The organism is Pseudomonas sp. TH10, from assembly GCF_016651255.1.
Taxonomy (GTDB): Bacteria; Pseudomonadota; Gammaproteobacteria; order Pseudomonadales; family Pseudomonadaceae; genus Aquipseudomonas.
In genome coordinates this window covers 1-23281 of record NZ_JAEKEG010000084.1, presented here as the reverse complement: position 1 = coordinate 23281, position 23281 = coordinate 1, and the positions used below count along the sequence as shown (strand labels likewise).

General features: G+C 57.4%; 24 protein-coding genes and 5 pseudogenes. 17 read left to right on the top strand and 12 right to left on the bottom strand.

Features of this window, described 5'->3' with window-relative positions; genetic code table 11:
- Positions 1-188: 188 nt before the first annotated feature.
- Positions 189-551: pseudogene (locus JFT80_RS13405) on the bottom strand (HAD family hydrolase); the annotation flags it as partial.
- Positions 552-636: 85 nt separating this feature from the next.
- Positions 637-1134 (bottom strand): short chain dehydrogenase, encoded by a 498-nt coding sequence (locus JFT80_RS13400; RefSeq protein ID WP_201148182.1) that lies wholly within the window; start codon positions 1132-1134, stop codon positions 637-639.
- 184 nt (positions 1135-1318) lie between these two features.
- On the opposite strand from JFT80_RS13400, the gene JFT80_RS13395 reads away from it, so the two are divergent.
- The gene (locus JFT80_RS13395) at positions 1319-1564 is read left to right on the top strand and encodes a hypothetical protein (RefSeq protein WP_201148181.1); all 246 of its coding nucleotides are present in this window, start codon (positions 1319-1321) and stop codon (positions 1562-1564) included.
- A gap of 199 nt (positions 1565-1763) precedes the next feature.
- Here JFT80_RS13395 and JFT80_RS13390 read toward each other — a convergent pair whose 3' ends face one another.
- The gene (locus tag JFT80_RS13390; protein ID WP_163019495.1) at positions 1764-2036 is read right to left on the bottom strand and encodes a hypothetical protein; all 273 of its coding nucleotides are present in this window, start codon (positions 2034-2036) and stop codon (positions 1764-1766) included.
- 489 nt (positions 2037-2525) lie between these two features.
- Between JFT80_RS13390 and JFT80_RS13385 the strand changes: the two genes are divergently transcribed.
- Complete coding sequence (locus JFT80_RS13385; RefSeq protein ID WP_201148180.1) at positions 2526-2951, top strand: DUF2628 domain-containing protein; 426 nt, start codon at positions 2526-2528, stop codon at positions 2949-2951.
- A 6-nt stretch (positions 2952-2957) separates the two neighbouring features.
- On the opposite strand, the pseudogene JFT80_RS24305 reads toward JFT80_RS13385, so the two are convergent.
- Positions 2958-3145 (bottom strand): annotated as a pseudogene (locus JFT80_RS24305) (class I SAM-dependent methyltransferase); the annotation flags it as partial.
- Here JFT80_RS24305 and JFT80_RS24300 point away from each other — a divergent pair.
- A pseudogene (locus tag JFT80_RS24300) lies at positions 3146-3409 on the top strand (hypothetical protein); the annotation flags it as partial.
- Between the two features lie 75 nt (positions 3410-3484).
- Here the strand turns inward: JFT80_RS24300 and JFT80_RS13375 are convergent.
- Positions 3485-4495, bottom strand: coding sequence for an NAD(P)-dependent alcohol dehydrogenase (locus tag JFT80_RS13375; protein WP_201148179.1), 1011 nt, complete (start codon positions 4493-4495; stop codon positions 3485-3487).
- 343 nt (positions 4496-4838) lie between these two features.
- Here JFT80_RS13375 and JFT80_RS13370 point away from each other — a divergent pair, with 343 nt between their 5' ends.
- Positions 4839-5174: a hypothetical protein gene (locus tag JFT80_RS13370; RefSeq protein WP_201148178.1), complete on the top strand. Its 336-nt coding sequence runs from the start codon at positions 4839-4841 to the stop codon at positions 5172-5174.
- Positions 5175-5353: 179 nt separating this feature from the next.
- Here JFT80_RS13370 and JFT80_RS13365 read toward each other — a convergent pair whose 3' ends face one another.
- The 4 genes from JFT80_RS13365 to JFT80_RS25150 all read right to left on the bottom strand — a co-directional run bounded on the left by JFT80_RS13365 (position 5354) and on the right by JFT80_RS25150 (position 7906).
- On the bottom strand, positions 5354-5833 hold the full coding sequence (locus tag JFT80_RS13365; protein ID WP_201148177.1) for an SMI1/KNR4 family protein: 480 nt from the start codon (positions 5831-5833) through the stop codon (positions 5354-5356).
- Positions 5834-5965: 132 nt separating this feature from the next.
- A complete protein-coding gene (locus tag JFT80_RS13360; protein ID WP_201148176.1) occupies positions 5966-6283 on the bottom strand; it encodes a hypothetical protein in 318 nt (105 codons plus the stop codon).
- Positions 6284-6645: 362 nt separating this feature from the next.
- Positions 6646-7290: an outer membrane beta-barrel protein gene (locus JFT80_RS25155; protein WP_307833091.1), complete on the bottom strand. Its 645-nt coding sequence runs from the start codon at positions 7288-7290 to the stop codon at positions 6646-6648.
- Complete coding sequence (locus JFT80_RS25150; RefSeq protein WP_307833090.1) at positions 7253-7906, bottom strand: outer membrane beta-barrel protein; 654 nt, start codon at positions 7904-7906, stop codon at positions 7253-7255. The genes JFT80_RS25155 and JFT80_RS25150 overlap by 38 nt, the downstream gene beginning before the upstream one ends.
- Positions 7907-8287: 381 nt before the next feature.
- Between JFT80_RS25150 and JFT80_RS13350 the strand changes: the two genes are divergently transcribed.
- The 6 genes from JFT80_RS13350 (at position 8288) to JFT80_RS25145 (ending at position 14374) form a co-directional block, all read left to right on the top strand.
- Positions 8288-9355 (top strand): maleylacetate reductase, encoded by a 1068-nt coding sequence (locus JFT80_RS13350; RefSeq protein ID WP_201148175.1) that lies wholly within the window; start codon positions 8288-8290, stop codon positions 9353-9355.
- A gap of 43 nt (positions 9356-9398) precedes the next feature.
- Positions 9399-10274 (top strand): dioxygenase, encoded by an 876-nt coding sequence (locus JFT80_RS13345; protein WP_201148174.1) that lies wholly within the window; start codon positions 9399-9401, stop codon positions 10272-10274.
- Positions 10275-10286: 12 nt separating this feature from the next.
- A complete protein-coding gene (locus JFT80_RS13340; RefSeq protein ID WP_201148173.1) occupies positions 10287-11204 on the top strand; it encodes an alpha/beta hydrolase in 918 nt (305 codons plus the stop codon).
- Between the two features lie 49 nt (positions 11205-11253).
- On the top strand, positions 11254-13176 hold the full coding sequence (locus tag JFT80_RS13335; protein WP_201148172.1) for an NAD(P)/FAD-dependent oxidoreductase: 1923 nt from the start codon (positions 11254-11256) through the stop codon (positions 13174-13176).
- Between the two features lie 101 nt (positions 13177-13277).
- Positions 13278-14210: a LysR family transcriptional regulator gene (locus JFT80_RS13330; protein ID WP_201148171.1), complete on the top strand. Its 933-nt coding sequence runs from the start codon at positions 13278-13280 to the stop codon at positions 14208-14210.
- Positions 14168-14374, top strand: coding sequence for a MarR family transcriptional regulator (locus JFT80_RS25145; RefSeq protein ID WP_307833089.1), 207 nt, complete (start codon positions 14168-14170; stop codon positions 14372-14374). The genes JFT80_RS13330 and JFT80_RS25145 overlap by 43 nt, the downstream gene beginning before the upstream one ends.
- Before the next feature lie 238 nt (positions 14375-14612).
- Here JFT80_RS25145 and JFT80_RS13320 read toward each other — a convergent pair.
- The 3 genes and pseudogenes from JFT80_RS13320 to JFT80_RS13310 form a co-directional block, all read right to left on the bottom strand.
- Positions 14613-15160, bottom strand: a pseudogene (locus JFT80_RS13320) (tyrosine-type recombinase/integrase); the annotation flags it as partial.
- Between the two features lie 66 nt (positions 15161-15226).
- The gene (locus tag JFT80_RS13315; RefSeq protein WP_201148170.1) at positions 15227-15583 is read right to left on the bottom strand and encodes a RidA family protein; all 357 of its coding nucleotides are present in this window, start codon (positions 15581-15583) and stop codon (positions 15227-15229) included.
- A 95-nt stretch (positions 15584-15678) separates the two neighbouring features.
- Positions 15679-16575, bottom strand: a complete 897-nt coding sequence (locus JFT80_RS13310) for a LysR family transcriptional regulator (RefSeq protein WP_201148169.1) — start codon at positions 16573-16575, stop codon at positions 15679-15681.
- A gap of 70 nt (positions 16576-16645) precedes the next feature.
- Between JFT80_RS13310 and JFT80_RS13305 the strand changes: the two are divergent.
- From JFT80_RS13305 to JFT80_RS13280, 7 genes and pseudogenes are all read left to right on the top strand, one after another.
- Positions 16646-17728: pseudogene (locus JFT80_RS13305) on the top strand (FAD-dependent oxidoreductase); the annotation flags it as partial.
- 25 nt (positions 17729-17753) lie between these two features.
- On the top strand, positions 17754-17972 hold the full coding sequence (locus JFT80_RS25505) for an FAD-dependent oxidoreductase (protein WP_374091353.1): 219 nt from the start codon (positions 17754-17756) through the stop codon (positions 17970-17972).
- Positions 17973-18052: 80 nt separating this feature from the next.
- Complete coding sequence (locus tag JFT80_RS13300) at positions 18053-19588, top strand: ABC transporter substrate-binding protein (protein ID WP_201148167.1); 1536 nt, start codon at positions 18053-18055, stop codon at positions 19586-19588.
- 92 nt (positions 19589-19680) lie between these two features.
- On the top strand, positions 19681-20622 hold the full coding sequence (locus JFT80_RS25140) for an ABC transporter permease (protein WP_201148166.1): 942 nt from the start codon (positions 19681-19683) through the stop codon (positions 20620-20622).
- Positions 20619-21458, top strand: a complete 840-nt coding sequence (locus tag JFT80_RS13290; RefSeq protein ID WP_201148165.1) for an ABC transporter permease — start codon at positions 20619-20621, stop codon at positions 21456-21458. Before JFT80_RS25140 ends, JFT80_RS13290 begins: the two co-directional genes overlap by 4 nt.
- Positions 21455-22444 carry an ABC transporter ATP-binding protein gene (locus tag JFT80_RS13285; RefSeq protein WP_242482929.1) on the top strand — a complete coding sequence of 330 codons (990 nt, stop codon included), beginning with the start codon at positions 21455-21457 and terminating at the stop codon, positions 22442-22444. The genes JFT80_RS13290 and JFT80_RS13285 overlap by 4 nt, the downstream gene beginning before the upstream one ends.
- Positions 22438-23281 (top strand): ABC transporter ATP-binding protein (locus JFT80_RS13280; RefSeq protein ID WP_201148164.1); only part of this gene is annotated, 844 nt, incomplete at its 3' end. The genes JFT80_RS13285 and JFT80_RS13280, both read left to right, overlap by 7 nt.

The following is a 23281-nucleotide window of genomic DNA, read 5'->3' as shown; positions in this document are numbered from 1 at the left end:
GTAAGCGCATTCCGCTGTCGGTGGAGTAGGTCATCTCAGCGACAGCGGAACGCAATTGTAATCAGGTGCATCCACTGCTTCGGCTCGTCGGTTGTCAGCAGCTGCAACAACTCGTCGCGCAGGCGGCAACTTTTCCGCCTCCGCCGAGCGGAGAGCGCCCCAATTCAAGCCGCGTGCCCACTCATGGCTCACGGACGGGAAGCCACCTCGTCAAGGTGCTGCAGCAGTGCAAGAGGATCCTCGTAGACTCGGAGTGCACCTGCGCGTTCAAGCTCTCCTGTGTCGTAACCTCCGCAAAGCAGCCCTATACCCGTAGCCTTACAGCGTCGTGCGGCAAGCATGTCCCAGATGGCGTCGCCGATCACCAAGCATTCTTCGATGGGGACATCGAGTTTGCTTGCACCGGCGAGGAACAGGTCTGGATCGGGCTTGCCATACTTGACGTCATTACGGGTGATGAGATTGACCTGCGCGATATCGAGGCCGAGTGCCTTGAGATTAATTGCTGCAGTATCCATCCCTGCGCTTGTAGCAATGCACCACTTGAAATGAAGTAACGACCGTCAGGTGTCACTGGATGCATTCGTCACCTCCGATCTTTCAAGGGCGCTTGTCCAGAGAACTCACGAAGGACGACTACCTCATTTTTCGGGTAAGACGGCGATTTGCTTGTTTGACCCCAAGCAGTATTCCCAGAATTAGCGCTGCGCCCGCCGCTAAGACTATGGGATATGGATGTTTACCTGACATCCGGACGCCCGCGATTCCTCGTTGATCGCTTGCAGGAGTAAGCGGATTTCCTGAAGACGATGGATCAAGGCTGAATGAATTGTCAGTGGAGTCCATTCCTGCTTTGTATGGCATTTCGTTTAACGGCAAACGCGCACCGTCCGCGAGGATCAAGGTGAGATCCTCGATAGTGCCAGCGAGTCGATTGGGAAATACCGGCTCACCCGTGGGATCAAGCTCATCGTAATAGAACTGCTGTCCTTCCAGCCAACCTATGGCTGTCATCAACTCGGGGCCAAGGTAAAATTTCCCGTCGAGGAAGAAGCCTGGGAAATGTCGTGTGCGTTCGAGACTGTCTACGATGTAGCGCTCGCCCGCCTTCATACCGGTTGCAGGGTCAATCATGATGAAGTCCTCAGATTCGCTGGTGTTGCGATAGAGGATGCGGCTTGGCGCAACGTTCCATCGAGATGACTGAAAGGCAGAATCGCGCGATGGCGACGGTCGGTAGGACGATAAATCGAACACTCGAAATTCAAACTCTATCCAAACTATATACCTTCACCATTGAGGGTACTGAGAGGTGTGTATGAATAGCGATCCAAAGCTTCAAGGCGGTTTGGGAGAGGATGACCCAATGCTCACGTCACCTGATCCACTGAGCCCTGGACGCACCGAAGTTGATCCGATGAAAGAGCGAGGAATTGACGAACTCCCAGATAACGAAGGTGAGCGTCCGCCTGATGATGTTGATGATGACGTCGGGCTAGATCCTGAGCGTGTGCGGGAGGAGACGGATAATGCGGTGATGGACAATCAGCAGGATCCTCGCTGACTGTGTATGCGCAATACAGCTGTCCACTCGTGAATACAGCTATTCAGGGAAAGCCCGGCCCGTCAGAGCTACGTGAGAGCCACGTACTGAACCGATTCGCAGCTGATCCCTTTTTCTACACAAAAAAAGGCCCGCGATGGGGGAGCGGGCCAGGAATCACTAAAGGAGCTGGTACGACTGTACGCCTGCAGATGTGAAATTATCGTGATGGGTGCATCACCGCTTCTTCAGTAGAAAAATCAGTTAGCGTTAACTGAGATTTCGTTTGTAAGCGACCAGAAAAATGGTCTTCCAGTTTTGGGAGAGCCATTTCCGTATTGGGCCATTCGGTCGTGAAACTCAGATCTTCTGCAGGCGGGGAAAGCTTTTGATGCAGGTAATCGATCTGCCTCCCTATAAAGTAAGCGCAGCAAGCTGCGGTAGATATCACTACCGCAACTCTGAGCATGGCAACCGCCTTCTGGGCTGACATTGCAAATCCTTATCTGGCGTGTGGGTTCTATTATAGTGCCTCCAGGCGAAGCGAGGAACAAAATCCAAGAAGGTCGGGGGACTGCGATTGAATTATCTGCAGGATGGCGTCCGGGATTCTTGAGCTTTATTACATGCTGAATGGGGATGGCTCGCTGATCATTAAGGTCATGGAACCTTCATCCGGCGCTGATGAGCGGTTGGTGATGGCGTGCCTACGACCTCACTTGCTTCTAGCGGAGCGATGGCCAGTCTTACTTATAGGGGGGTGCCGAGAATCAGGGCGTGGACTATCCAGCCGAAGTGCTGCGGATCAGGGTGTGCAGTGCCGAACAGGTCGCGCAATTGCGGGACCGGATCAGAAGTGTTGATGTATCGCTCGGGAACTGGAACCCTCTCCCGGCATATTAGGCTATCGTGCACGTGCGACAACAGTTACACAGGATTGCGGGAAGCACCACTCCATTCAGGGACTACAGGGATTTATCGAATGAACACCACGGATCAAGTACAGGATCAGAGTAAATACAGCGCAAAATGGCAAGAGCGTTTTGCTTTCTTTGACGCCCATGGGGCTCCCAATGCACCCGGCTACAAGCCGGCCCTCAAGCAGCTTCCATTTAAAAGGAAGATCACCGTCAATGCCAACATCATCGCGTTCTTTTTCGGCCCCATCTACCTGTTTTTCCTGGGACTGTGGAAGAAGAACCTGACACTGATTGCGCTAATCGTGGCGCTGACTTTCGTGCTGGATCTGGTCTATGAGCTGATTGATTTCAGGTATGCCAATAACGTCAACTTTGCTGTGGGTTTCGCGTTTAATCTGCTTTACGCACTGTCCACTAACTACGCGTACTACCTCAAGGAGCAGAAGGGCGAGCAGGGCTGGAATCCGTTTAAAGGGATGCGCATGTAACCCAGCTTAAACGCCCGGGAAGCGCGGCTCAGCCACCAGTAGCAACGGCTGCCGCACCGGACTTTGCGGGTGCGGCGGCTCTTGCAGGCCCACCCGTTAAAAACCGGCCATGTCCAGCACGTTGAACCAGCTGGACAAGGTGCGCAGGTCCCACGGCATCCGTGCCACTGCCCGCTGAATCTGGTGAAAGTCTCACACTTGAGGAGACCGAGGAACTACACCGCGATTACCTCGGCTCTGGCACCCTGAGTGCCCGCGACACGTTTTACGCCAAGCGCACCGCTTTGTTCATAAAACTCGAAAAACAGTTGGGGAACGTTGCCGCGTATGGCTCAGGGTCACATAGCGAGGGAAAGATCAAGCAGGCATTGGCTATCTCGACCCGCAGCTACCTTCATACAGGCGAGATCGCCGGCTATGCCGACAAAGTGTCTGGCGTTGCCAGAGCGTCGACTCTCTCTCGCCTGCTGCGTAGGCAGCCATGTCAGCACACCTATGAAATAGGCATACGGATCATGCCCATTCATGCGTGCTTAGATATCCAGGCAAATTTTGCCGAAATGCTGGTTGGTTTCCTGATACTTGAACGCTTCGACAATCTCGCTCAAAGGGAAATGACGATCAATAATCGGGCGCATGCCATTAGCATTGATGGCTCGGATCATGTCTTGCTGCTGGCTGCGGCTACCCACCAATACACCCTGCAGACGTACTTGCCTGATCAGTGCCGGTACAAAATTCATTGCACCGCTTACGCCACTCAATATCCCGATGATGGAGATGTGACCAGCAACCCGAATTGCAGTCATCGATTGCTCAAGCGTCGCAGGGCCGCCGACTTCGATGATGTGGTCAACACCGCGGCCACCCGTTAGAGCGCGTGCAGTTTCGCCCCAGTTAAGGTCTTTGCGGTAATTGATCACATGATCAGCACCTAGCGCTTTCAGACGTTCAAGTTTTTCGTCGCTTGAAGAGGTAGCAATGACGGTAGCCCCGGCCATTTTAGCGAACTGCAGGGCGAAAATTGAAACGCCACCAGTGCCTTGGACCAGCACGGTGTCGCCCGGCTTGAGTGAGTCATCGGCCATCAGGGCGCGCCATGCAGTAAGGCCGGCGGTGGTAAGCGTCGACGCTTCAGCATGGGTGTAGCCAGTAGGCGCGAGGGTGAAAGATGTGGCTTTGGCCGTCACTTGCTCACGAGCGTAGCCGTCAATGCCATCACCTGGCACGCTAACAAAGCCTTCGACCAGGGGCGCACCGTTGATCCACTCCGGGAAGAAGGTGCTGACGACCGAGTCACCCACCTTGAATTCGGTGACATCCGGGCCGATAGCAATGACTTCACCGGCACCATCGGCCATGGGGATGCGTTTTTCGCTGGGGCCCCACATACCGCTGACCACCGCGAAGTCGTGGTAGTTGAGCGAGTTGGCGTGGAGGCGTACGGTGATTTCGCCACGAGCTGCGGCTCGGACTTCGCTGCTGCCAACCACAACCTTTTCATAGCCGCCACCGGGTTGGACGAAGATAGTTTTGCTGCTCATAGGGGTTTCCTTTTAATTTCCAATTACGCGAAATAACGAAATCAAGATTTAAACATTGCAACTCGATAACCAGCCTAGCCGCAAAGTCATCAATCGCCTGCTGATTGCGCCTTCTTCTCGCCATGTGTTGAAAAATTCCGCGTAGAATTCGCGTCCATCTTCGGACCCCAATCCAGCGATACAAGCTTCGCTGCCGCTGAGAGCTGGGATCGCGAGCGTTGAGGGGCTCTCGGATCGAATTCGAAGTGGGGATGTGACGTCTATGCAGGTTCCCCAATGACGCCAGTCAGTAGCAATCCTAGTAACATTTGTCGAGCTAAGTACCACTCCTTTGAGATGCCCTATGAACTCTGAGTTAACTGAAGAAGAAATGCGTCGTGCCCTGTTCGGTACGGATGAGCCCGAAGTGCAGGTTTCTGCTCCTCCGGTGCAGGAGCCTGCGCCCGAGGTTTTACTTCCCAAGCCGGTTGAAGCTCCCATAGTTAAGAAAGCAGTAGCGAAAGCATTTACGCCTAGGCTTAGAGTCACGCTTCGGGTTGGCAACGAATTTGAGGGGAAGATGCACGAGTTAATTCACGAGGCCGACACGTTGAGCTCGTTGCTTGCCGAGCAAGAAGCCGTGAAGGCTGCCAGGAAGAAGTACAAGTATGTGGAAGTAGTATCGGTCAAGTCGATGTAGAGGCGCTCCTGGCTTCCTTGGTTAGGCGGCTAATCGTGCGTGCGTCAGGATCATCGAGTTTCGCGTAGGCGTAGGCGTAGGCGTAGGTGTAGCGTAGGGCGTAGGGCGTATAGCGCGCTATGTTGCCCCCCAGATGGGTGGCGGATAACGCGATACGCTTTAGATGGCAAACACAGGGACTAGGCCAGCTCCAGCCGCCCGGACTCCATGGTTTCCACAAGACTGTGCAACCAATCTTCCAGCGTTGGAGCAACCACTTCGCGTAGTGGCTCGTCGTGCCAGAAGTCGATGATCTCACCTGGTTTTTCAGACACTATATTGATGCAGAGATGATCGCCGCCAAAGCTCTGCGTAAATGGTACCCACTGCCGTTTCCACCATTCTGGGTCTTCGAAGTCAGAACCTATCATTGCGTCTAGCTCCAGCTTGCTGCTCAGGCTGTCTCTGACAGAGATGAACATGTGATTGGTAAATAGCGCTTCCTCGGTACTCCCATCCTTCCATAACCAGAGCGCCCGGAGGTCTGCTGGGAGTGTGATGCCAGTTCGGCGCTCGTAATCATCCAATGCAGCAACTGACACGCCAGTCGCAAGTGTTGCGTAATAGGCTGGGCGGTGCTGTTGCAACCACCCGTCCAGGCGCGTGATGAGATCCTGCATGTAAAAGACTCCTGTGACTGCTCGGTAGGCCATTATGGATCTCATTCCATGATGGGATAGGACTTCGTATCATGACGTCAGGTTCGTTTTTCAACTTTTCTTTCACTAAAGATTCCCGCAGCGCAGATAGCCTCAAACAAGCATCAGTCTGGTCTTGACCCTGGCGGTGACTAGCGCGGCGTCTACACCTGGCGGCATCAGGTACGGCCAAGTGCCGTCTTCCAGCGGTAGCGACAAGTGATCCAGCACGAACGGAATCGCCACTGACGGCTGCAGTGGGGCGTTACCCAGCGCCTGGCTGTTACGCCAGGCCGACCAGTAGGCGACGGCGCTGAGATAGCTGCGCATCGCATTCGCCGCGATGCTGGCAGTGATAAAAGCTGCTGCCGCTTCCTGGGTGTTGAGCCCGAGGAGATGCGGGTCCAGCGGGTCTTCATCGACCAAGAGCAACTGTTCTGTATTCCTACTATGTTCAACGGAACATAATTCCAGTATTAAGAATATGACGTCGGATAACATTCTATTATCAGACCTAATATAGCCAGCGATGAACCCGCCTGGGTTCTGATTGCCGGGTCAAGCTGGTGGAGGATTTTCGTTTAGGCTCCTTCGTTAGCCACAACCCATTTTAGTGCTCGGTTGGCAAAATTTACTTCTCGAGGGCAACTGCCAGTCTGAAACTCGGAAAGTTGCCTGCAATGGAGGTTGGCAATTTCACGGCGGCAAGGCAATGGCACTTCCGGGCTAGCAGGTTTGCGTTTTCTGCAAAACGTCGTCAATCGCAGCCGCCACGCTATCACCAGACGGGGCGGTCAAAAATAATAAAGCGCCTGCACGGTGGCCGTTGCTTGCTGGCGCTTTCTTCCATTGCCAAAAGGCCGGTCATCGGCATCACCGGTAAACCAGTCGTAGCGGATTTCGGGTCGCAGCGACAGATTACGCGTGGCTTCATAGCGCAGGCCCAGGGTAATACCATCAAATGCGCCGTGTGCCACGGATACCGGGAACAGCGCAAAACCCTGTGGATCGCTGAAGTGTTCCGCCCGGGCAGAAAAAGCCAGGTCCTGGCGATACTGATAAGTCAGCGAACTGTTGACGCCCCACCAATGCGCACCGGAAAACCCGGGGCCTGTGACTATATCGAAAGTACCCGGCTTGCCGTCGCCGTCCTGGCGCCCGTAGAGAACTTCGGCACCGATGGACCACTGTTTGTCCAGGGCAAACCAGCCGTTCAATGAGTGCTGTTGCTTGAATTGGCCACTCGACGAAATCAAGCGCGAGGTGGGTGCCTGAATATCATCGGTAGCCTTGTTCTGCTCATCACCGGCGATGAATTCGTAGTCGATCCAGGCTTGCATATCGGCGCTGCGCCAGCGCAAGGCGCCCAGTACCGATTTGCGATCGTTGTTATCACGCAGGTTATTCCAGCCCTGTACGATCCCCAGTTCGCCGCCCATTACACTGGAATCGGTAGCCAGTATTCGTGTACCCACGACGACCCCAACTAACGGTCCCTGGCTCGGTCACGAATGCATAGGTCTTGGTCGCGAATGCGTTGCGCGCAACCCGGATATTCGGCGGAATTTCATAGCCGATCCCAGGGCCGAAAATTCCCGCCATGACGCTGATGCCGGTGCCATACGGAAGGTACGCCGTCGCGAACAGATCCGGGAATGCATAGAACTTTTGCCGGCGTCGCTTGGCGCTCTCCGCATCTGAAGCGCCTGGTTCATTGATGCCCCAATGCTCGTCCCAGCCTGCGGTGCGGGCGAACTGGCCGTCACGGCCGTATAACAATCCCAGGCTAAAGCCGAATGAGTAATCCGTCGCCTGTGGCCCGGGCAGGGGTGTGGCGCGTGGCAAGTAACGGCTGGCGAGTGGCTTTTCGATAAACAAGTTGAAAAAAGCCAGTTCGAATTTTTCATCGGCGTACCCGGCCACTGGCAAGTTAGTCAGGCCGCCGCTGCGCTCCGTTCGGGTGGATGTATTGTTGCGCGAATACCCTGCGTCGATTACGCCATGGATGTTGATGCCGGTTTCTTTTTCCAATGCAGGGAACAACCAGTTAGCCATGTCACCTTCACCAGGTTGGGAGGAGGCGGCAGCACACAGCGTGCACGATAACATCGCGCACAAAGAGGCGAGGGATTTGAGCATCGGGCACGGACCTTATTGTTGTTATTTTTTTGGCGAGAGGGACTATCCGCCCGCTCTTTTGTGCCCGGACATTAAGATCATGGCTCTGGTCAAACAAGGCCAATATGGGCGAATAGAATGTTCATGAAACACGAATAATTGATGTGTTCGTCATGATTAGTTGGTTCGAACTAACCGCATCAGCGACAGCTTTGTTCGCGTTTTGCGAACAGTCATTTCGCCGAGAATGGTCTTGTTAGGGCCATGGGCGCACCTTACTGTCTGGCCACTCAAACACAAAAATAAAAGGCCATAACGATGAATACCTTTATCTATCAAGGTACGCCGACGCGGGTCATTTTCGGCGCGGGTAAACTCGCCAGTCTGAGCGACGAAATCGAGCGGATGGGCGCCCGTCGTGCGTTGATCCTCACCACCCCTGACCAGCAAGAGCTTGGCGAGCAGGTCGCCCGCTTGCTAGGCGATCGCAGCGCCGGGGTGTATCCCAAGGCAGTGATGCACGTGCCACTGGAAACCGCTCAGGCAGCTCGCGAGGAGGCCGTGCGCCGTGAAGCGGATTGCTGCGTGGCCGTGGGCGGAGGTTCGACCATCGGCCTGGGCAAGGCGATCGCCATGGACAGCGGCCTGCCGATCCTGGCCGTGCCCACTACCTACGCCGGATCGGAGATGACGCCGATCTACGGCCTGACCGAAAACCGCCTGAAAAAGACCGGACGCGACCCCCGGGTGCTCCCCAAGACCGTCATCTACGATCCGCAACTGACTCTGACCCTGCCGGTCGCGCTGTCGGCCTGCTCGGGCATGAACGCCATGGCCCACGCAATTGAAGCGCTGTATGCCGAAGACGCCAATCCGGTGATCTCGTTGATGGCCGAAGAGTCGATCCGCGCCCTGGCGCAGTCGCTGCCCAGGATCGTCGATGATCCGTCCAACATCGAGGCCCGCGGCCAGGCGTTGCAAGGGGCCTGGTTGGCCGGCATTTGCCTGGGATCGGTCGGCATGGCCATCCACCACAAGCTCTGTCATACCCTCGGCGGGACCTTCAACCTGCCCCATGCCCAAGCTCACGCCATTGTTCTGCCCCACGCTGCGCACTACAACCGCGAGGCGGCCGCCGAGCCCTTGCGCCGCGCGGCGCGGGCGTTGGGTGGCGAACAGGCGGACGACGTCGGGCCGTTGCTGTACGCCCTTAATCGCCGCCTCGGCATCCCCTTGGCGCTGGCCGATGTCGGCTTCCCCGAGCATGGCCCGGCTGAAGCGGCGCGCATCGCCTGCGCGAGCCCTTACTACAACCCGCGACCGTTCGAGCAGGGAGCCATCGAGGCGTTGTTGGCCCGTGCGTTGAACGGTCAAGCCCCGAATTAAGGGTGTTTGCGCTGATCCACCCTTGTCAGACGAGATTATAAAAATGAGTCACTCAGACATAGCATCCGAACGCGAGATTACTGCCCGTGCCGTCAACAGCTTTGCCCATACCCCCGACGCACGCCTGCGCTTTTTGCTGCAGAAACTGGTAGGGCATCTGCACAATTTTGCCAGCGAGGTGGAGCTCGGCGAGGCCGAATGGTTTCAGGCGATCCAGTTCCTCACGGCCACCGGGCAGAAGTGCGACGACGTAGTGCGCCAGGAATTCATCCTGCTCTCCGATGTGCTGGGGCTGTCGATGCTGGTCGACGCTATCGAGCACCGCAACGGCGCCGAGGCCACAGAAAGCACGGTGTTCGGGCCGTTCTATATTTCCGGCATGCCGGATCGTGAATACGGCGAGAACATGGCGCTGATCCCGGGTAACGCTTCGCTGATCACGGGTTGCGTACGTGACATCACCGGCAAGCCTCTGGCAGGGGCCACCCTGGATGTCTGGCAGACCGCTGAAAACGGCCAGTACTCCGGCCAGGACGTTACCCAGCCGCATGGCAACCTGCGCGGTCGCTATCACACCGATGAGCATGGGCGCTATGCGATTCGCAGCGTGGTCCCGGTCAGTTATCCGATCCCTACCGATGGCCCAGTCGGTCAGTTGCTGGACGCGACGGGACGGCATCCATGGCGCCCGGCGCACCTGCATTTCATGCTCGACGCCCCGGGCCACAAGCGCCTGGTGACTCACGTGTTCAATGATGACGATCCCTATATCGATTCGGATGCGGTATTCGGCGTCAAGGATTCGCTACGGGTGGTCTACCAGCCACGCGGTGCCAGCGACCCACTGGCCAGCCAGTTCGATATAGGTACCGACTTTCACCTCGCGAGTTTCGACTTCGTTCTGGATACCACGGCGTAGGAGGGCACCGCTATGACACTCGATATCGAGTCTGCCCAGCTGTTGGCGCAGTTGGCCGAAACCGGCTTGAAACCCTTTCACCAGATGGATGCGCCAGAGGCCCGAGCGGTCATGGCGGGGCTGCGAGCTCAAGACGAGGGGCCGGCCATGCACAGCGTCGAGGACATGCAACTGGGCGGTGCGCGCTTGCGGATCCTTAGCCCAAGCGCCTCGGTCCGTGGCGCCATTCTTTATCTGCACGGCGGTGGCTGGGTACTTGGCGGCATCGACGACTTCGACTACTTCGCCCGCCAGTTGGCGCAGCGCACCCAGTGCACCGTGGTGCTGGTCGAGTACCGCTTGGCCCCGGAGTTTCCGTTTCCGGCGGCGCTCGATGATGTAGAGCGCGCGGCGCAGTGGCTGGTGGATCGCCGCGCACAACTGGCCGGCGGCGCCGAGGGCACGCTGATCGTCGCCGGTGACAGCGCCGGCGGCAATCTGGCCGCGGTGTTCGCCCAGCGCGCGGCCCGGCGTGGTCAGTTGTACTGGGCCTTGCAAGTGCTGATCTACCCGGTCACCCAGGCGGATCTCGACGGCCCCGCCTACCTGGATCCGCAACGCCAGTTGCTGCTGACCCGCGAAGACATGCGCTGGTTCTGGGATCACTACCTGTCCGATGCCAGCCAACGTCAACAACCGAATGCCTCGCCGCTCGCCGCCAAGGACCTGCGCGGCGTGCCACCGGCGATAGTGCTGACCGCACAGCTGGATGTGCTGCGGGACGAAGGCCAGGCTTACGCCGCCCGCCTGGTGCAAGACGGCATCACGGTGGTCGAGCGCTGTTTCAGTGGCCAGATGCACGGATTCGTGACCATGCCGTTCCTGCGTGCCAGCGGTGATGCGCTGGATTGGCTGCGCGAACAGATCGAACCTTTTTTACCGCCCGTTTGACCCTCGCTGACGATCAATGACCCCTGACAAAAAGAATAAGAGGTTTACCATGAGTGCCTTCAATACCACTGTATCCTCCATCGATTGCGATGATGAAACCCTGCGCGGCAACCTGCAGGGTGCCGATATTCCTACATTGCTGATGACGGTCGCTCACCTCACTGGCGACCTCACAGTCCTTAACGCCGAATGGAAACCCGTGATCGCCATGGGCGTCGCCGGTAGCGGCATGCCTCCTGAAACAGAAGCCCAGGTTCGCGAATTTTGCCTGCGACGCCTGCTGGCGTTTCGTGACAGCGGCCAGCCCGTGCCCGGTCGGCCCACCACTGATCAACTGCACACCTTGGGCACCTGGCTGATGGGGCCCGTCATTGAGCCCTATCTGCCGCTGATTGCCGAGGAGGCGGTTACCGCTGAAGAAGACTTGCGTACTCCGCGCTGGCACAAAGACCATATCGCCGCCGACCGGGACTTCAAGGTCGTGATCATTGGCGCTGGCGAAAGCGGCATGATCGCGGCCCTGCGCTTCAAGCAGGCGGGTGTGCCCTTTGTGGTCTATGAAAAAGGCGATGATGTCGGTGGCACCTGGCGCGAGAACACTTACCCGGGTTGCCGCGTCGACATCCATAGCTTCTTCTACAGTTTCTCGTTTGCGCGCCATATCTGGGACGACTGTTTTGCGCCCGCGCCGCAAGTATTCGCCTACATGCAGGCGGTGGCACGGGAGAAAGGTCTGTACGAGCATATCCAGTTCAACACCGAAGTCAGCGATGCCCATTGGGATGAAGCGACTCAGCGCTGGCAGTTGCTGTGTCGCAACAGCGACGGGCAGGTCCGAGTCGATAGCAACGTAGTGGTGTTTGCCGTAGGGCAGCTGAATCGCCCGATGATTCCGGCGATTCCCGGTATCGAAACGTTCGAGGGGCCGGCCTTTCACTCGGCGCAGTGGGATCACAGCATCGACTGGAGCGGCAAACGTGTCGGGGTGATCGGCACGGGCGCCAGTGCGACCCAGTTCATTCCTCAGCTGGCCAAGACGGCGGCCGACCTGAAGGTGTTTGCACGCACCACCAACTGGCTCCTGCCGACCCCTGATCTGCATGGGAAGAACTCAGACAGCTGCAAGTGGCTGCTGGCAAATCTGCCCCATTACAGCCTGTGGAACCGGGTAGCCATGGCGATGCCGCAGGGTGTCGGTTTCCTCGAAGACGTGATGGTTGATGTCGATTACCCGCCGACCGAAGTCGCGGTGTCGGCACGCAATGAGCAATTACGCCAGGACATCAGCGCCTGGATGGAGCCGCAGTTCGCCGACCGCCCGGACCTGCGAGACGTCTTGGTGCCTGACTCGCCGGTGGGTGGCAAGCGTATCGTTCGCGACAACGGTACCTGGATCGCGACACTCAAGCGCGATAACGTCAGTATGATCCGCCAGCCGATCGAAGCCATTACTCCAAAAGGCATCTGCTGCGTCGACGGCACCGAGCACGAGTTCGACCTGATCGTCTACGGCACCGGGTTTCACGCCTCCAAGTTCCTCATGCCGATCAACATCACCGGTCGGGGCGGCGTGGCGCTGCAGGAGGTCTGGAAGGGTGACGACGCACGGGCCTACCTCGGCATGACGGTGCCCGAGTTCCCCAATATGTTCTGCATGTACGGACCCAATACCAGCCTGGTGGTGTACAGCACCATCATCCAGTTTTCGGAATTGACTGCTAAATATGTCGTCGATGCGGTGCGGCTGCTGCTTGAGGGCGGACACCAGAGCATGGAGGTCAAGACACCGGTATTCGAGTCCTACAACCAGCGCATCGACCAGGCCAACCTGCTGCGCGCCTGGGGCTTTTCCAAGGTCAACAGCTGGTACAAGAACAGTAAGGGGAGGGTGACGCAGAACTTCCCCTTCAACGCAGTGGAGTTCTGGCATCGCACCCATGAGGTCGAGCCAACCGACTACATTCTTTCCTGACCGCTGAGCTGGCGGCCACACAGGCACAGCCTTACTATGCAAACAAGTCTGTGCCTGATCGACCGTCGTGGGCCGCCAATCACTACAAGAAGAGAGAGGTCATGGATCGTCTACTCATCACCGAGGCGTTCGTGCGCGTCGCCCAAACCGGCAGCTTTGCCAAGGCTGCGGAGCAGTTGGGCGTCACCCGCTCCGTCATCACTCATCGCGTGCAACAGCTCGAGGCGTTCATCAACGCACCGCTCTTTCACCGTAGCACCCGCCATGTGCGGCTCTCGGATATCGGCGAGGCGTATTTTCAGGAGTGCGCCGACCTGGTCGCAGGCTTTCACGGGCTGACCGAGAAAATGCGCCATCAACGTTCCAACCTCACTGGCCAGCTGCGCCTGCAGGTACTGCAAGGCTTTGCAATCGACCATATGGGCCCGATGCTGGCGCAGTTCACCGCGATGTACCCCGAGATCGAGTTGGATGTGGTAGTCACCGATCGCGTGGTCGAGCCGATCGAGGAGGGGTTCGACATCGCCTTCCAGATGTTCCCGCCCCATGCCGAGCGTTTGGTGGTGCGCAAACTCTTCACTCTGCACCGGGTGTTCTGTGCTTCGCCGCAGTATCTGCGCGACCATGGGGAGCCGGAACATCCCATGCAACTCAAGGATCATCGCGTGGCGTTGTTCAGTTCGTACCCATCGCGCAATCGCTGGCAATTTACCAATGGAGACGAGAGTGTCGAGCTGACGCTGCACAGCCAGATGCGCTCAAGTTCCATCCATTTGTTACGCGACTACGCTCTGAACGGTGCAGGCATCACCTGCCTGCCGACCTTGATAGCCAGCGACGATTTCATCAATGAGCGACTGGTGCCGATCCTTAACGACTATCGCCTGTCGTCCTTCGATTTCGCCGCCGTGTACCCGGAGACTCAGCGCCGCGCCTTGCGGGTACGCACGTTGATCGATTTTCTAATCGAACGCATCGGCGAAGTGCCGCTATGGGATCAACGCCTGATCGATCGCGGAATGGTGCTCCACTGAAGCCTGCTGCACTGGTCAGCCGTCGTGTTATCGGTGTGCCCTTATCGATAACGCGAATGCTCGATCGCCTTGAGCGAAAAGGCCTAATCGTCCGTAGTCAGGAAGGTCAGGATCGACGCCATACCAAAGGGAGGGAATACGATCAGAAAGGCCAACTCCTGTGACCGATGAACAAAAAAGATAAAAAATTAAGTTTATGTAAAACAGAAGGTTAGGATGGTTGCTAGCTTAAAAAAGATAAAAAGCTATCATTGACTTAGTTTTTTATCGGGTCTATTCAGCATATCGCATGCACGTAGTGGTACCCCTTTGCGGTACAAGTCGGACGAATCGCGAAGTCGTTAAGCCAGTTGAGGATGCTCTATTACCCGATGATTTCAAACATCCGCTACGGGTAGTTGGTCAGCGTTCATCCTCTTCCGTTTTGGCGTTATGGGCCTTGTGTGATGCGATCTTCAGCGATCGCGGAGAGTCGGTAATTAGCGTGGTAGCTCGACTTGCCAGTAGCGCGCCGGCCTGGAAATAACCCATGACCGTGCCGACACTGCGATGCCCTGTCATTGCCATTACTTCCCCTAAGGGTACGCTTTGGCGGCCTGCCTCGGTAATAAAACCCGAACGTAGGCTGTGTGCTGCCCAATCGCCGTCCAGTGCGGCCAATTGCGCTCGGCGCTGAACGATGCGTGCGACCTGATCAGCTGATAAGCCTGCAGTTCCGACCTCACCGCATTTATACATGCGCCGAAACAGCGGGCCCGACTCGGCCGGTGCTATGTCCAACCAGGCAGCGAGTACCTGCGCCGCCGGGCCGCGCAGCGGCTTCTCGCGCCGTGTGCCTCCGGTGTAGGTCTTGGTCGCGCCTAAGGCATACAACCAGATGTCGGCATCCAGTCGGCGCACATCTCTCCAATTTGCAGGGTCACCACTTCCGAGCGCCGTCGGCCGCTACCTAGTGACCGGGCTGAGAGCCAATAGCGCCCAGTTAATATGGGGAAGGCGGCCGTCATCTGTGGCGTTCAGTCTCTAACCGCTGCCGTCACCATGACTTCAACCAGAACATCGGAGCTGGCCAGGTCAGCCTGAATGGTGGCGCGAGCGGGTGCGCAGCCATCGGGCAACCATGCGCTCCAAGCCAAGTTCATTACAGCAAAGTCGCGGCTAATGTCTTTCAGCCAAATTTGCGCGCTGAGCAGTCGGCTATTGTCACTGTTGGCCTCTGCCAGCAATGCATCGATTTTCGCCAACACCTCGACGGTTTGGTCGGCGCAGTCCGCGAGGCGGTTGTCGGGCACTTGGCCGGAAATGAATACTTGCGGACCAAAGACCACGGCGCCGCTGAGTCGGGAATTAACGTTCAGTCGTTTGATCTGCATGGCAATGTCCTGAAGGTAGAGGGGTTCGATACCCTAGAGGATCACCTGCGCCCTGCCTAATGCGTAATAGGGGAGCATCCATAACCTGAGGTTATTCAGTGCTGGTGTGCATCGGTGGGGCCTAGACGACTGCCGAGGGTTTGCAGCAGCTCGATAAAGTTATGGTCCCGCTTCGACAACGTGTTGGATTCATGCACCAGCGCCGCCAGCTTAAACGGAATTCGCGGGCGTACCGGACGGATGAAGCAACCTGGCCGCAGCATGGCCTGAGCGGTCAGTGCGTCAACGATGGCGTAACCACAACCGGCCTGTGCCAAGGCACAGGCGACGTAATAGGTCTGCACTTTAATCGCGCTGTTCGTGTGCTGTGTCTCAGCATTGTGCAGAAAGGGCAGCAGGCCGCCGAGGGGATCATCCTGTGGCAGACGAATCTGGCTCTGCGTGGTCAGACTGTCCAGCGTCAGGGGCGAGGTGTCGGGGTCGGTACTGAGGCAGACCAGCTCCGACTCACCCAGGAAAACACTACGGATTCCGGGGTGGTGCGAGGGGTTGAACACAATCGCGATGTCGATCTCACGTGCCAGCAGACTTGCGATCAAGCCTGCTGTGTGTCCGGTTTGCAGATCGATCATCACACCTGGCTGACTGGTTCGACTCAGGGCTATTGCCTGGGGCACCAGGCTAAGTCCCAGACTGGGAACGCAGCCCAGGCGCAGCAAGCCTTCTGGGTGTTGGCGCAGGTTACGCGCCAGGCGCTGGACGTTTTCCAGTTCGCGGAAAACCTTCTCAACTTCCGGCCCCAACAGCTTGGCCTCATGGGTCAGTTGCAGCCGGCCTTTGACACGTTCGAACAGGCTGAAACCCAGTTGCATTTCCATGTGCTGCAAGGTCTTGCTAGCGGCTGGTTGGGAGATGCGCAGGATCTCTGCGGCGCGACTCACTGAGCCGCTCAGGCGTATGGCCTGGAACACTTCGATGTGGCGTAAACGCATGCTGGCCTCGTGTGTTAACCCATAACCCCAGGCTATGGATGCGGTCGCTATGGATATTGGACGGTGCTAAATGCGGCTGTCAACAATAGCGACAAGGGCTTGTAGTGAGCGGGCCGGCGAAGCAGGGAAAGTGGCAATGCATGTATGTGTGATTGGTGCCGGGGTGGTGGGGGTGACTACCGCTTGGTATTTGGCCCGACAAGGACTCAACGTTACCTTGGTTGACCGTCTTAAATCCGCGGCGCAAGGCGCAAGTTACGCTAATGGTGGCCAATTGAGTTACAGCTACGTAGCGCCACTGGCGGGGCCGGGCGTGCTGAGCAACCTCCCGGACTGGTTGTTGAATGCCGATTCCCCTCTGCGTTTTCACCCCCGTCTGGATCTTCACCAATGGCGCTGGTGCCTGAATTTCATGCGTGCCTGCACCTTGGGTCGCAGCCGTAAAACCACCGTGGAACTGCTGCAGCTTTCTTACTATAGCCGTGAACTTGTTCATCAATTGACGGCCCGCGAGTCGCTGCAATTCAACTACCGCCGTAACGGTAAATTGATCGTTTATAGAGATAGCCAATCCATGGCGCTTGGTATGCAACAGGTGGCGTTCCAGGCGTCGCTGGGTTCGCAGCAGCATGGTCTCAGCCGTGAGCAGTGCGTGGCGCTTGAACCGGCGTTGGCCCACATCGCGTCGTCGCTCACCGGTGCGATTCACACGCCGAGCGAGGAGGTCGGCGATTGCCGTCTTTTTACCCAGGGGCTGCTGGATCGACTGCTGGCGACCGGGCAAGTCAAAACGATGTTTGGCACCGAGGTCTTGGGCTTGCGCCGTGAACGCCGGCGCATTGCTGCGGTACTGACGACGCAGGGCGAGTTGCCGGTCGATGGCGTGGTCATCTGCTCCGGTGTCGCCAGCAGGCCGTTACTGAAAGAGATAGGAATACACCTGCCGCTGTACCCGTTAAAGGGCTACAGCCTGGACATTCCGCTGAACGAGGATATCGCTCGCACGGTGCCAGGCATCAGCGTCACCGACAGCGCACGCAAGGTGGTCTACGCGCCCTTGGGGACATCCTTGCGTGTTGCGGCGATGGTTGACATGGGGACCGGCAATGACCGGATTGATCCGTCGCGCATCGACTTGTTGAAAAAGCAGGTAGGCGAAAACGTTTCCTGCGCTGGACTTGTCGAGCGCTACCCCGTGGGCTGGATTGCGTCCCGCTACGGCGCTAAGCAAACCTATCATCGACGTCACCCGTTGGCGCAATTTGTGGCTCAACGTGGGTCACGGTGCCTTGGGTTTTACCCTGGCCTGTGGCAGCAGTCGTGCGGTGGCGGCCCTCGTCAGTGGCGAACAGCCTGCGATCGACTTAAGACCATTCAGGGCAAACAAGGTGTGCTGATTTCCAGTGTCGTCGCCTTGGTTGGCTCGTAACGTGCAGCGCTAAGCGACCCTTGTTAACTATAAAAAACGGAGAGAGCAATGATGAGGAAGGTTGATTTGTTGGGCGGGAAAACGCGACTGGCCTTTGGTTTTCTACTGGTCAGTGGCAGTGCGATTCTACTCCCGGATGCCAGCGCACTGGCGTCCACCTTGCGACTGGGGATCGCAGCTGACGCGCTGACGCTTGATCCGATTCACACGAATGACAACCCGGCCTTGTGGACCGAGCTGCTGATCTATGATCAGTTAGTCCGCACCGGAAAGGACGGGAAAAGCATGGAACCCGGGTTGGCGGAGAAATGGGAAATATCTGCCGACGGCAAGGACTACACGTTTCATCTTCGGCGCAATGCGAAGTTTTCCAATGGCGAAGCGGTCACTGCCGAGGACGTGGTCTTTTCCCTCAAGCGCGCGGCCGGCGAAACCTCGGACTGGGGCCGGTTCTTCCGGCCGATTACCCGCTACAACATTATTGATCAGCACACGGTCAAGCTCTCACTGGACAAACCGTTCACGCCCATGCTCAGCAACCTGGCGATGTGGAGCGCATCGATTCTGCCGCGCAAAGCCGTAGAAGCGCAGGGCGATGCGTTTTTCGATAAACCTGTTGGCAGCGGCCCTTTCCAGGTTGGGGAATGGCGCCGTGGCGAAAAGATGCAGCTGAACAAGAACCCAGGTTACTGGAACCCGCAGAAACCTGAGGTGGATAGCGCGGTGATCAATATCGTGGCCGATGACAACGCGCGCGCACTGCGTTTGCAGGCAGGTGAACTAGATGCGATTGTCGGGGTGCCGTTCAACCAGATTGATCAGCTCAAGCGTGACCCGAATCTGACAGTCGGCCTCGCTGATGTGCTGCGTACTGAATTGGTCCAGTTGAACACTCAGGTCAAGCCTTTTGATGATGTGCGCGTGCGCCAGGCGCTGAACTATGCCATCGACAAGAACGGTCTGATCAAAGGCGTGTTGCGTGGCAATGGCAGCGTCGCGACTTCGCCGTTGCCGGTGATGGCTTATAACAACACCGATATCAGTGCCTACCCTTATGACCCGGAGAAAGCCAAAGCGCTGCTCGCCGAAGCCGGTTTGACCGGTGGGTTCAAAGCCAAAATGCTGGTGGCTTCCGGCGATGCCACACCGCCAGGTGGCGAGTGTGATTCAAAATTCGCTGAAAAAATCGGCGTAGAGGTGGAGCTGCAATTGATCGAGATCAGCTCGCAGTTCAGTACCACGAAATCCGGTAATTACGAGATGGCCCTGAGTTTCACTACCAGCGACACCATCGATCCTGACCAACTGGTGGGTTTTACGTCGGTCAATCCGGAGCGGGCGGACGCCATGCATACCCGCTGGAAGGACGCGCGAGTGAATGAGCTGTATGAATTGGAGCGCAGCACTCCCGATGGCGATGAGCGTGGCAAGCAGTTCAAGGAAATCGAAGCGCAAGTACATGCTGGCGCGCCGTTTATTTTCCTCTACCACCAAAAAGCGCCTTACGCAGCCAGAAAGAACGTTGAGGGCTTCGAGGTGCTTCCGACTTCGAACTATCGCCTGGAAGACGTCAGCGTCAAGTAAATGAGAGAGCTGCAAACGCCACGATTTGGCGTTTGTGGCGTTTGTGGCGTTTCTGGCCACCTTGGCTATAGCCGACTGATGTGAGGTCGCACGTGCAGATATTACGTTTTTGCCTATCGCGATTATTGCAGTTGATTCCAGTCTTACTGGGTATCACGCTGATCGCGTTTCTGTTATTGCGAGTCATGCCGGGGGACCCCGCGACGCTTATTCTGGGTAACCGTGGCAGTGCTGAAGAGATCGCAAGGTTGACGACTCAATTGGGCCTCGACCGACCGGTATGGATGCAGTATCTGAATTTTCTGAGTGATTGCCTGCAAGGCAGTTTCGGCCGTTCCATCGCTTACAAAACGGCGGTCGGCCCGCTGATTTGGGAGCGCCTATGGGCAACCCTGGCGCTGGTGGGCTACAGCACTGTACTTGCGTTGCTGATGACGGTGCCGCTGGCATTTCTTAGCGCACTGCGACGCAACGGCGTCTTCGATCACTTGATTAAAGTGCTGTTTGTGATGGCGATGTCGATGCCAGCGTTTTGGATCGGTGTTTTGCTGGTGCTTGCCTTCAGCATTTATTGGCCGATTTTCCCTGTGTCGGGTTATGGCGAGGGTTTTCCCGACCGCCTGCATCACCTATTTCTACCTTCTTTCGTGGTCGCACTTGGTACCGCCGCACTCACTATTCGTTCGATGCGCAGCTCAATCATCGGCGTGCTGTCCGCCGAGTTTATCGATACCGCACGGGCAAAGGGCATCGGCCAGAGCGCGTTGCTGCTGCGGCACGTATTGCGAAACTCGTTGCTGTCGACAATCTCCGTCCTCGGTGTCCACACCAGCTGGGTCATAGGCGGTACGGTCGTGATCGAGTCGGTATTCGCTATACCTGGCCTGGGTAACCTCTTGGTCTCGTCCATCAGCGCACGTGACTACCCGATGGTGCAAGGGTTGACCGTAACTTTTGCCGTATTGGTGGTGCTGATCAACCTGCTGACGGACCTGGCATACGTTATTGCCGACCCACGGGTGAAACTGTCATGAGCCAACTTCTGAGTTCTGAAACCTGGCAGCGTCTGCGTCACAACCATGCACTACAGGCGGGTCTTTTTTTGCTTATATTGCTGTTGCTGGCCGGCTTTCTCGGTCCGTTGCTGTTGAACAGTGATCCCTTGGAGGTGGACTTCTCGATCGCGCTGCTACCGCCTGGAGCGGAGCATTGGTTTGGCACCGATGACCTCGGCCGTGACGTGTTCTCTCGGGTGGTGCATGCCATTGGCATCGACATGCAGATCGCCAGTATCTGCGTGATTTTACCGTTTCTGATTGGCACCACGGTGGGGTTGTTGTCCGGCTATCTCGGCGGCTGGGTCGACACCGTGCTGATGCGCCTGGTCGACATCCTCTGGGCATTCCCGTTCTACGTGTTGGTGATTGCCATCGTCGGCTCGCTGGGCCCAAGTGTGGGCAATATGTACATTGCTTTCACGGTGGTGGTGTGGATTTCCTTTGCGCGCATCGTGCGTGGCGAAGTGCTGTTGGTGAAGCGCGCGGAATATGTACAGGCCGCCCAAGTGCTGGGCTACAGCCATCTGCGAATCGTTTTGCGGCACGTGCTGCCGAATGTGATCACCCCAGCCATCGTGTTCATGATGGCCGATGTGGTGCTGACCATACTCGCCGTCACCTCGCTGGGCTTTCTCGGCCTGGGCATTCAACCGCCTACTCCGGAGTGGGGTGTGATGATCTCGGAGGGGCGTAATTTCATTCTCGATGGCTGGTGGATCTCCTTGTTTCCGGGATTGGCCATTGTTTACGTGGGCATCAGTTTTGCCCTGCTCGGTGACGGACTGGACAATTTTATGAGGCCAAAAGCATGAATCAATCCATAGCGCCTCTATTGCAGGTCAAAGGACTGCGCACGTGTTTCCCGGGATTTCAGCAGCGGGTAACGGCTGTTGACCAGGTCAGCTTCGAGATTCAATCGGGGGAGATTTTTGGGCTGGTGGGTGAGTCCGGCTGCGGTAAAAGTACCACCTGCCGCTCGGTGATCCGCCTGTTCGGTGGCGCGGCGGTAGAGATCGCCAGCGGCCAGATTCTGCTGGAAGGCCAGGACCTGGCCAGCCTGAGCAATCGAGAAATGATGGCGGTGCGCGGTAAGAAGCTAGCGATGATTTTTCAAGACCCGATGACGGCTCTCAATCCGACCATGCGCATTGGTGAACAGATCGCCGAAGGCTTGCGTCGCCACCGCACGTTGACCCGCGCGCAATTGCGCGAGGAGTGCATTCAATTATTACGGCTGGTCGGCGTCACCTCGCCGGAGCAACGTCTGCTGGCCTGGCCCCATGAGTTCAGTGGCGGTATGCGCCAGCGGGTACTGATTGCCATCGCCCTGGCCTGCCGGCCGCGATTGTTGATTGCCGACGAGCCCACCACCGCGCTCGACGTGACCATTCAGGATCAGATCCTCAAGTTGTTGTTGCGCCTGCGTGACGAAACCGGAATGGGTGTGCTGTTGGTGACACACGACCTGGGGGTCGTGGCGCAAACCTGTGACCGGGTGGCCGTGATGTATGCCGGCAAGATCGTCGAAATTGGGAGCACTCGCGCGCTGTTCAAGCGCCCGATGCATCCTTACACACGCGCCTTGCTGCAGGCGCTGCCCAGTCATGTCGGGCAGCGCAGTAAGCTCAGCCGATTGCCGGCGCGCCACCTAATCTGGCTGAGCCGCAACATGGCTGTCGCTTCCGTCCACGCTGTGAATTTGCCTCCGGAGCAGTGCGCCCGACAAGAGCCTTTACTCCGGGAAGTGGGCGCGGATCATCAGAGCGCCTGCATCCGGCAGGAGGACTTGGCATGGTGAATTCCATAGATCCACCGTTGCTGGAAGTCAGGCATCTGCATAAACGCTTCGATAAACCGAGGAGTCTGATCGATCTGTTGACCGGTACGCCTCAGCGCAGTTTGCATGCAGTGCGGGATGTGTCGTTCAGCATCGCGGCCGGTGAGACGCTTGGGGTGGTCGGCGAGTCCGGATGCGGCAAAAGCACCCTCGGTCGCTGTCTAGTCGGACTGCATTCGCCAAGCGCCGGGGAAATTCTATGGCGCGGTCGACCGATCCGTGAACTGGGCGACAGCTTCGCGATCAGTCGCAAGATCCAGATGATTTTCCAGGACCCGTACTCGTCGTTGAACCCGCGCATGACCTTGGCCCAGACCTTGGGCGAAACGCTGAAGGTGCATGGCATCGGGTCAAGCAAGCCCGAACGCGATGAGCGCATCGATGAGCTGTTGCTGACGGTGGGTTTACCGCCAAGGCTCAAGGATCGACTACCGCATGCTTTCAGTGGTGGTCAGCGTCAGCGTATATCCATCGCCCGCGCTTTGGCGGTGGGGCCGGAGCTGATTGTCGCTGATGAGCCGGTGTCGGCCCTGGATGCTTCTGTGCAGGCGCAGATCATCAACCTGTTTGAAGAGATCCGGGACACGCTGGGCGTGGGGTTTTTGTTTATCGCTCACGACCTAAACGTGGTGCGTCACGTAAGCCAGCGCATCGGGGTGATGTACCTGGGGCAGATGATGGAAGTGGCGCAAGCCGATGCCTTGTTCGACTCTCCTATGCATCCTTATAGCCGCGCGCTTTTGTCGGCGATCCCCTTGCCTGACCCGGAGCAGCGCAACCTCGCGCCGAGCCTGGAAG